The 7,986-nt window shown below is 63.3% G+C and carries 9 protein-coding genes and 4 pseudogenes; 6 read left to right on the forward strand and 7 right to left on the reverse strand.

The genetic code is table 11. The features are described from left to right. The 3 genes from fliJ (D3870_RS00005) to D3870_RS23190 form a co-directional block, all read left to right on the forward strand. Window positions 1-359 (forward strand): flagellar export protein FliJ (fliJ, locus tag D3870_RS00005; RefSeq protein ID WP_119735625.1); only part of this gene is annotated, 359 nt, incomplete at its 5' end. A gap of 20 nt (window positions 360-379) precedes the next feature. Further along, window positions 380-781: a hypothetical protein gene (locus D3870_RS21885; protein WP_147375664.1), complete on the forward strand. Its 402-nt coding sequence runs from the start codon at window positions 380-382 to the stop codon at window positions 779-781. A gap of 698 nt (window positions 782-1,479) precedes the next feature. Beyond that, window positions 1,480-1,851: a flagellar hook-length control protein FliK gene (locus D3870_RS23190; protein WP_422879631.1), complete on the forward strand. Its 372-nt coding sequence runs from the start codon at window positions 1,480-1,482 to the stop codon at window positions 1,849-1,851. 188 nt (window positions 1,852-2,039) lie between these two features. Here the strand turns inward: D3870_RS23190 and D3870_RS22465 are convergent, their stop codons facing one another. Further along, the gene (locus D3870_RS22465) at window positions 2,040-2,225 is read right to left on the reverse strand and encodes a hypothetical protein (RefSeq protein ID WP_199710473.1); all 186 of its coding nucleotides are present in this window, start codon (window positions 2,223-2,225) and stop codon (window positions 2,040-2,042) included. On the opposite strand from D3870_RS22465, the gene fliL (D3870_RS00015) reads away from it, so the two are divergent. Then, window positions 2,224-2,676 (forward strand): flagellar basal body-associated protein FliL, encoded by a 453-nt coding sequence (gene fliL / locus D3870_RS00015; protein WP_242489795.1) that lies wholly within the window; start codon window positions 2,224-2,226, stop codon window positions 2,674-2,676. The two genes, D3870_RS22465 and fliL (D3870_RS00015), sit on opposite strands and share 2 nt — an antisense overlap. A 5-nt stretch (window positions 2,677-2,681) precedes the next feature. After that, a pseudogene (locus D3870_RS00020) lies at window positions 2,682-3,149 on the forward strand (flagellar motor switch protein FliM); the annotation flags it as partial. Between the two features lie 133 nt (window positions 3,150-3,282). Here the strand turns inward: D3870_RS00020 and D3870_RS00025 are convergent. Together D3870_RS00025 and fliL (D3870_RS00030) are read right to left on the reverse strand one after the other, a co-directional pair. Next, a pseudogene (locus tag D3870_RS00025) lies at window positions 3,283-3,819 on the reverse strand (flagellar motor switch protein FliM); the annotation flags it as partial. Window positions 3,820-3,824: 5 nt separating this feature from the next. Continuing rightward, window positions 3,825-4,277: a flagellar basal body-associated protein FliL gene (fliL, locus tag D3870_RS00030; RefSeq protein WP_242489795.1), complete on the reverse strand. Its 453-nt coding sequence runs from the start codon at window positions 4,275-4,277 to the stop codon at window positions 3,825-3,827. Between fliL (D3870_RS00030) and D3870_RS22470 the strand changes: the two genes are divergently transcribed. Continuing rightward, complete coding sequence (locus tag D3870_RS22470; protein ID WP_199710473.1) at window positions 4,276-4,461, forward strand: hypothetical protein; 186 nt, start codon at window positions 4,276-4,278, stop codon at window positions 4,459-4,461. The genes fliL (D3870_RS00030) and D3870_RS22470 overlap by 2 nt on opposite strands. A 188-nt stretch (window positions 4,462-4,649) precedes the next feature. On the opposite strand, the gene D3870_RS00035 is transcribed toward D3870_RS22470, so the two are convergent. From D3870_RS00035 to fliI, 4 genes and pseudogenes are all read right to left on the reverse strand, one after another. Continuing rightward, window positions 4,650-5,510, reverse strand: a complete 861-nt coding sequence (locus D3870_RS00035) for a flagellar hook-length control protein FliK (RefSeq protein ID WP_119735631.1) — start codon at window positions 5,508-5,510, stop codon at window positions 4,650-4,652. Between the two features lie 210 nt (window positions 5,511-5,720). Then, window positions 5,721-6,122 (reverse strand): hypothetical protein, encoded by a 402-nt coding sequence (locus D3870_RS00040; RefSeq protein WP_119735632.1) that lies wholly within the window; start codon window positions 6,120-6,122, stop codon window positions 5,721-5,723. Between the two features lie 20 nt (window positions 6,123-6,142). Further along, window positions 6,143-6,583, reverse strand: a pseudogene (gene fliJ / locus D3870_RS00045) (flagellar export protein FliJ). A 34-nt stretch (window positions 6,584-6,617) separates the two neighbouring features. Then, window positions 6,618-7,986: pseudogene (gene fliI, locus D3870_RS00050) on the reverse strand (flagellar protein export ATPase FliI); the annotation flags it as partial.

The raw sequence follows: 7,986 nt of genomic DNA on the forward strand, positions 1-7,986 counted from the left end.
CAGTCCGCGCCACCGAAGATGCGGAGCAGAAGCTGGCGATGCTCATGCAGTATCGTGAAGACTACGTATTGCGCTTTCAGGTCAAGCTGTCGGCGGGTGTCAGCGCCTCCGGCTATCGCAACTTTCAACAGTTCCTGGACAAGCTCGATGAAGCGATCAAGGGGCAGCAGCGCGTGGTGCAGGACGCAACTCGCCGCGTGGGCAACGAGCGCACGGCATGGCAAGGCTGCGAGCGCAAGCGCATGTCCTACGACATCCTCGCCGAGCGCACGCTCAAGGTGCAACAGTTGAAGGAATCCCGGCGGGATCAGAAGCAGACGGACGAGTTCGCCGCCCGGCAATTGCTCTATAAACGCTAACCGTAAAAGCGGCACACATCATGAAAACAGCAGCAATCTCGAACCCGGCCAACGTCAATTCCGCCACCGCTTCCAGTGCGAAGCAATCCGGCGATGCGTCCGGCCTGCCGTTCAGCGAGCTCCTGTCGCGTGAAGTCGCCGATCGCGGCGCGGTCAACGAAGCAGCCATGCCGGCCACCGCGAAAGCCGCCCCGCCGCGGCCACGCCGCAATCTGCCCGGCCCGCAGCAAAGTCGGACAAAGCCGATTCCGCCGACACGGACACCGCCGCCGTCGCCGAATCCGGCGCTACCGCAGCAAGCGAGGACGCCGCTGTGGCAGCACAAGGCAAGACCAAGCCTGCCACCGACGACGCAGAGGAAACCGAGGAGGCCGCATTGGCAGCCGCATCCGAGGAACTGCTCGCCCTGGTTGCCAACCTGAATCAGCCACGCGCCGCTGCGGCCGAGACAAGCACGCAAACACCGGCATCCGACGATGCCGCTGCGGCTGCGACTGCGGCTGCCGCTGCCGCTGCGGCTGCAGCAACGACCGTCATTCAGGCCGCCGATGAGATGCCCGTTTCCGCCGACGCGCAGGCTGCACAGGCTGCCGTGGCCGCGCAGGGAGCGGTGATCGATACCGCACCGGCCGATGCCAAACAGCTTGCCGCCGCCCTTGCCAATGCGCCGCGCGCGCTCGGCACGAAATCAGCCAAAACGAATCCAGCCGCCGTGACGGAGCTGAAATCCTCCGGCAAGCAACAGCGACCGGATGCCTCGGCAAGAGCTGCGGCACAGACGCAAGCGGGATTCGACGCAGCACTTGCGCAAGGCAAGGAGGCCAAGGCCGCGCCGGAAATGAACGCAGGACAGACGCAAGCGGGCCTTGTGGAAATGACGCCGTCGGCTCAGACGTCACAGGCAGCACAGAACGCACCGGAATTTCACATCCCCAGGACGACGACACCGGACCTGCAAGCCGTGGCTGCAGCCGTCAATGGCACCGCGCAATCCCTCGTCGCACAATCCCCCGCAGCGCTCGATCAGGTGCAAGCCGCGAGCGGCCAACTGCCGGAAACCCTCGCGCCGCGCGTCGGCACACCAGGCTGGGATCAGGCCTTGGGGCAAAAGGTCGTCTGGATGGTTGCAGGCGCACAGCAAAGCGCATCGCTGACGCTCAATCCGCCCGACCTCGGCCCCTTGCAAGTCGTGCTGAACGTCTCCAACAACCAGGCCACCGCCAGCTTCACCGCCGCGCAGCCGGAAGTACGGCAAGCGCTTGAATCAGCCATGCCGAAGCTGCGCGAAATGCTGGGCGACGCCGGCATCCAGCTCGGCCAGGCCAGCGTCAGCGCAGGCATGCCGGACCACCAGCAGCAGGCATTCGGTTCGCAGCAGCAGCCGTCGTCGCGTCATTCCGCGCAAACGAACGACGACACCGACACACCGGCACGTGTCGTCCGCGGCCAGACCATCAAGGGCGGACAAGGGCTGGTCGATACGTTCGCCTGACCGCACTCGTCTTCCATTTTTCTGTTGCACGTTCGGCCTTTCCCTCTGGTCCGACGCCTTTTCCCCTATCCGTAATATTGCCTTTCGGTAATAATTGAATACGCGCCGACTACGCGCACGAACGCTCCGCATCGAGACAACGCATGCGGCGTGCAGCGCGGCCTCAGGATGCGCGGATATGCACTGTCTTATCCCTTCTTTTCGGCGCATCCCGAGCGAGGCTTTTTTTTCATAATGGCTGGAAGCTCATGCAATACAGCCGTATACGAGAACAACCCGAGGACAATCATGGCAACCGCACCCAAAGCAGCAAACAAAAATCTGAAAGCGGTTCCTGCGGCGGATGCGTCTGCTGCCCAACCGGCGAACTCCATGAAAATGATCCTGATCGTAGTGGGCGCAATCCTGCTGACGCTCGCTGCTGCCGGCGGCGCGTGGTTCTTCCTCGGCGCGAACCAGAACAATGCACCCGGATCGCCCTCCACTGCGCCGCGCGCGGTGGACAACAAGCCGCCGGTGTTCATGACGATGGAAACGTTCACCGTCAACCTGCAGACGGAAGACATGGCGCAATTCCTGCAGATCGGCATGACCATGCAGGTGGCGGACCAGGCGACCGCCGACCTGATCAAACTGAACATGCCGCAGGTGCGCAATCGCCTGCTGCTCCTGCTGTCCAGCAAGAAGGCTTCGGAGATTCTCACCATTGACGGCAAGAAAAAACTCGCCGCCGACATCATCGAGCAAGCGAAGCAGCCTTTCTCGCCGCAGGGAGCGAAGCCGGAAGTCACCGACGTGTTCTTCACCTCGTTCGTCGTTCAGTAACAGCCATGGCAGAGAATTTTCTCTCACAGGAAGAAGTCGATGCCCTCTTGAAGGGCGTGACCGGCGACCAGGACGATCTGCAGGTCCAGGAAGATCCGTCCGGCATTCGCCCGTACAACCTTGCGACGCAAGAGCGCATCGTGCGCGGCCGGATGCCGACGCTCGAAATCATCAACGAGCGTTTTGCGCGCCTGTTCCGCATCAGCCTGTTCAATTTCCTGCATCGCACCGCCGAAGTATCGATCGGCCCGGTGCGCGTGTCCAAGTACAGCGAATTCATCCGCAACCTGGTGGTGCCGACCAACCTGAACCTGGTCCACATGAAGCCCTTGCGCGGCACATCGCTGATGGTATTCGACCCGAACCTCGTGTTCCTGCTGGTCGACAACATGTTCGGTGGCGACGGCCGGTTCCACACCCGGGTCGAGGGCCGCGACTTCACGCTGACCGAGCAGCGCATCATCCAGCGCATTCGAACGTGTTCGCCCCCCCCCCCCCCCCCCCCCCCCCCCCCCCCCCCCCCCCCCCCCCCCCCCCCCCCCCCCCCCCCCCCCCCCACGCTGACGCAGCAAGCGCTGGATCCGCTACCCGTCCAGTTCGAACATATCGGATGATGTCGAACTGGATCGGGTAGGCCGGCCCCACGACTTGCGTAGTTTCGAACACGATATTCAGAATGCGCTGGATGATGCGCTGCTCGGTCAGCGTGAAGTCGCGGCCCTCGACCCGGGTGTGGAACCGGCCGTCGCCACCGAACATGTTGTCGACCAGCAGGAACACGAGGTTCGGGTCGAATACCATCAGCGATGTGCCGCGCAAGGGCTTCATGTGGACCAGGTTCAGGTTGGTCGGCACCACCAGGTTGCGGATGAATTCGCTGTACTTGGACACGCGCACCGGGCCGATCGATACTTCGGCGGTGCGATGCAGGAAATTGAACAGGCTGATGCGGAACAGGCGCGCAAAACGCTCGTTGATGATTTCGAGCGTCGGCATCCGGCCGCGCACGATGCGCTCTTGCGTCGCAAGGTTGTACGGGCGAATGCCGGACGGATCTTCCTGGACCTGCAGATCGTCCTGGTCGCCGGTCACGCCCTTCAAGAGGGCATCGACTTCTTCCTGTGAGAGAAAATTCTCTGCCATGGCTGTTACTGAACGACGAACGAGGTGAAGAACACGTCGGTGACTTCCGGCTTCGCTCCCTGCGGCGAGAAAGGCTGCTTCGCTTGCTCGATGATGTCGGCGGCGAGTTTTTTCTTGCCGTCAATGGTGAGAATCTCCGAAGCCTTCTTGCTGGACAGCAGGAGCAGCAGGCGATTGCGCACCTGCGGCATGTTCAGTTTGATCAGGTCGGCGGTCGCCTGGTCCGCCACCTGCATGGTCATGCCGATCTGCAGGAATTGCGCCATGTCTTCCGTCTGCAGGTTGACGGTGAACGTTTCCATCGTCATGAACACCGGCGGCTTGTTGTCCACCGCGCGCGGCGCAGTGGAGGGCGATCCGGGTGCATTGTTCTGGTTCGCGCCGAGGAAGAACCACGCGCCGCCGGCAGCAGCGAGCGTCAGCAGGATTGCGCCCACTACGATCAGGATCATTTTCATGGAGTTCGCCGGTTGGGCAGCAGACGCATCCGCCGCAGGAACCGCTTTCAGATTTTTGTTTGCTGCTTTGGGTGCGGTTGCCATGATTGTCCTCGGGTTGTTCTCGTATACGGCTGTATTGCATGAGCTTCCAGCCATTATGAAAAAAAAGCCTCGCTCGGGATGCGCCGAAAAGAAGGGATAAGACAGTGCATATCCGCGCATCCTGAGGCCGCGCTGCACGCCGCATGCGTTGTCTCGATGCGGAGCGTTCGTGCGCGTAGTCGGCGCGTATTCAATTATTACCGAAAGGCAATATTACGGATAGGGGAAAAGGCGTCGGACCAGAGGGAAAGGCCGAACGTGCAACAGAAAAATGGAAGACGAGTGCGGTCAGGCGAACGTATCGACCAGCCCTTGTCCGCCCTTGATGGTCTGGCCGCGGACGACACGTGCCGGTGTGTCGGTGTCGTCGTTCGTTTGCGCGGAATGACGCGACGACGGCTGCTGCTGCGAACCGAATGCCTGCTGCTGGTGGTCCGGCATGCCTGCGCTGACGCTGGCCTGGCCGAGCTGGATGCCGGCGTCGCCCAGCATTTCGCGCAGCTTCGGCATGGCTGATTCAAGCGCTTGCCGTACTTCCGGCTGCGCGGCGGTGAAGCTGGCGGTGGCCTGGTTGTTGGAGACGTTCAGCACGACTTGCAAGGGGCCGAGGTCGGGCGGATTGAGCGTCAGCGATGCGCTTTGCTGTGCGCCTGCAACCATCCAGACGACCTTTTGCCCCAAGGCCTGATCCCAGCCTGGTGTGCCGACGCGCGGCGCGAGGGTTTCCGGCAGTTGGCCGCTCGCGGCTTGCACCTGATCGAGCGCTGCGGGGGATTGTGCGACGAGGGATTGCGCGGTGCCATTGACGGCTGCAGCCACGGCTTGCAGGTCCGGTGTCGTCGTCCTGGGGATGTGAAATTCCGGTGCGTTCTGTGCTGCCTGTGACGTCTGAGCCGACGGCGTCATTTCCACAAGGCCCGCTTGCGTCTGTCCTGCGTTCATTTCCGGCGCGGCCTTGGCCTCCTTGCCTTGCGCAAGTGCTGCGTCGAATCCCGCTTGCGTCTGTGCCGCAGCTCTTGCCGAGGCATCCGGTCGCTGTTGCTTGCCGGAGGATTTCAGCTCCGTCACGGCGGCTGGATTCGTTTTGGCTGATTTCGTGCCGAGCGCGCGCGGGCGCATTGGCAAGGGCGGCGGCAAGCTGTTTGGCATCGGCCGGTGCGGTATCGATCACCGCTCCCTGCGCGGCCACGGCAGCCTGTGCAGCCTGCGCGTCGGCGGAAACGGGCATCTCATCGGCGGCCTGAATGACGGTCGTTGCTGCAGCCGCAGCGGCAGCGGCAGCCGCAGTCGCAGCCGCAGCGGCATCGTCGGATGCCGGTGTTTGCGTGCTTGTCTCGGCCGCAGCGGCGCGTGGCTGATTCAGGTTGGCAACCAGGGCGAGCAGTTCCTCGGATGCGGCTGCCAATGCGGCCTCCTCGGTTTCCTCTGCGTCGTCGGTGGCAGGCTTGGTCTTGCTTGTGCTGCCACAGCGGCGTCCTCGCTTGCTGCGGTAGCGCCGGATTCGGCGACGGCGGCGGTGTCCGTGTCGGCGGAATCGGCTTTGTCCGACTTTGCTGCGGGCCGGGCAGATTGCGGCGTGGCCGCGGCGGGGCGGCTTTCGCGGGTGGCCGGCATGGCTGCTTCGTTGACCGCGCCGCGATCGGCGACTTCACGCGACAGGAGCTCGCTGAACGGCAGGCCGGACGCATCGCCGGATTGCTTCGCACTGGAAGCGGTGGCGGAATTGACGTTGGCCGGGTTCGAGATTGCTGCTGTTTTCATGATGTGTGCCGCTTTTACGGTTAGCGTTTATAGAGCAATTGCCGGGCGGCGAACTCGTCCGTCTGCTTCTGATCCCGCCGGGATTCCTTCAACTGGTTGCACCTTGAGCGTGCGCTCGGCGAGGATGTCGTAGGACATGCGCTTGCGCTCGCAGCCTTGCCATGCCGTGCGCTCGTTGCCCACGCGGCGAGTTGCGTCCTGCACCACGCGCTGCTGCCCCTTGATGCTTCATCGAGCTTGTCCAGGAACTGTTGAAAGTTGCGATAGCCGGAGGCGCTGACACCCGCCGACAGCTTGACCTGAAAGCGCAATACGTAGTCTTCACGATACTGCATGAGCATCGCCAGCTTCTGCTCCGCATCTTCGGTGGCGCGGACTGCCCGCCCGAGCCGCTTTGCGGCTTCGTCGGTCGCTTGCGTCGCCAATTCAATCAGCGTATCGAGGGCAGAGGAGGTGGCCATGGTGACGATTCTAGTGTCGCGCTCGCCAGGTCAATCACTCGAATAGCGAGGAAAGTTGCCCCAAGCTCTCGGTCAAACCCGCTTGTTCGGAGATATCTTGTTGCAGGAACGACTCGATCTTTGTGTATTGGCAATTGCTTCGTCCAATACCGGATCGGATCCGGCGCTGTACGCGCCGACGCTGATCAGGTCGCGGCTGCGCTGATAGCTGGCAGTGAGCTCTTCAGGTGACGCGACAGTTTCTGGTGTTCCGCTGTGGTGATGCTGTGCATGGCGCGGCTGATCGATTGCTCGATGTCGATTGCGGGGTAATGTCCCGCTTCCGCCAGTTGGCGGTTCAGCACGATATGGCCGTCGAGAATCGCGCGCGCGGCATCCGCGATCGGATCCTGCTGGTCGTCGCCTTCGGTCAGCACGGTGTAAAACGCGGTGATCGAACCACCGCCTTCCTTGCCGTTGCCGGCGCGCTCGACCAATGCAGGCAGCTTGGCGAAGACCGAAGGCGGGTAGCCCTTGGTCGCCGGCGGCTCGCCGATCGCCAAGGCGATTTCGCGTTGCGCCATCGCGTAGCGTGTCAGCGAATCCATGATCACAGCACGTTCTTGCCCTCGTCGCGGAAGTGCTCGGCGATCGCGGTGGCGTACGCCGTGCCCTGCAGGCGCATCAGCGGCGAGGTGTCGGCGGGAGCTGCGACCACGACCGAGCGGGCCAGTCCTTCGGGGCCGAGAATCTGTTCGATGAATTCCTTGACTTCGCGGCCCCGTTCGCCGATCAGCCCGACCACGATGACGTCGGCGCTGGTGTAGCGCGCCATCATGCCGAGCAGCACGCTCTTGCCGACGCCGGAGCCGGCGAACAAGCCCATGCGCTGGCCGCGCCCGACCGTCAGCATGCTGTTGATGGCGCGCACCCCGACGTCGAGGATGTCCACGATCGGCGCGCGCGACAACGGGTTGGCTGCGCGCACGTTCAGCGGAGCGGAATGCGCTACATGCAGCGGGCCGAGATTGTCGAGCGGACGCCCGGCGGCATCGAGCACGCGTCCCAGCAGTTCGTCGCCGACCGGCAAGTGGCGGGCGCGGTCGCTCGGGCGGCGGCGCGGATGACTGACCGCGCCCGGGCGGGGCAGGGTTTGCGCAATTTCCATCGGGAACACCCGCGTGCCGGGCAGGACGCCCTCGACATCGCCTTGGGGCATCAAAAAGAGCCTGTCGTCGTTGAATCCGACGACTTCCGCTTCGATCTTTGCGCCATTTGACAGCGGGATGGTGCAGCCGCTGCCGACCGCAAGCTTCAGGCCGACGGCCTCCATGACGAGTCCGGTCACGCGCGTGATACGCCCAGACACCTGCATCGGCTCGGCAATTGCGAGCAGGGCGCTGCAATCGTGCAGATAGGTTTGC

This window comes from Noviherbaspirillum cavernae (genome assembly GCF_003590875.1).
Classification (GTDB): Bacteria; Pseudomonadota; Gammaproteobacteria; order Burkholderiales; family Burkholderiaceae_D; genus Noviherbaspirillum; species Noviherbaspirillum cavernae.

What these genes read in the sequence shown, in the direction of transcription:
- D3870_RS21885 (WP_147375664.1), top strand. Translation starts at nt 380, where the DNA reads ATGAAAACAGCAGCAATCTCGAACCCGGCCAACGTCAATTCCGCCACC.
- D3870_RS23190 (WP_422879631.1), top strand. Translation starts at nt 1,480, where the DNA reads ATGGTTGCAGGCGCACAGCAAAGCGCATCGCTGACGCTCAATCCGCCC.
- fliL (WP_242489795.1), top strand. Translation starts at nt 2,224, where the DNA reads ATGAAAATGATCCTGATCGTAGTGGGCGCAATCCTGCTGACGCTCGCT.
- D3870_RS22465 (WP_199710473.1), bottom strand. Translation starts at nt 2,225, where the DNA reads ATGGAGTTCGCCGGTTGGGCAGCAGACGCATCCGCCGCAGGAACCGCT.
- D3870_RS22470 (WP_199710473.1), top strand. Translation starts at nt 4,276, where the DNA reads ATGGAGTTCGCCGGTTGGGCAGCAGACGCATCCGCCGCAGGAACCGCT.
- fliL (WP_242489795.1), bottom strand. Translation starts at nt 4,277, where the DNA reads ATGAAAATGATCCTGATCGTAGTGGGCGCAATCCTGCTGACGCTCGCT.
- D3870_RS00035 (WP_119735631.1), bottom strand. Translation starts at nt 5,510, where the DNA reads ATGCCAAACAGCTTGCCGCCGCCCTTGCCAATGCGCCCGCGCGCGCTC.
- D3870_RS00040 (WP_119735632.1), bottom strand. Translation starts at nt 6,122, where the DNA reads ATGAAAACAGCAGCAATCTCGAACCCGGCCAACGTCAATTCCGCCACC.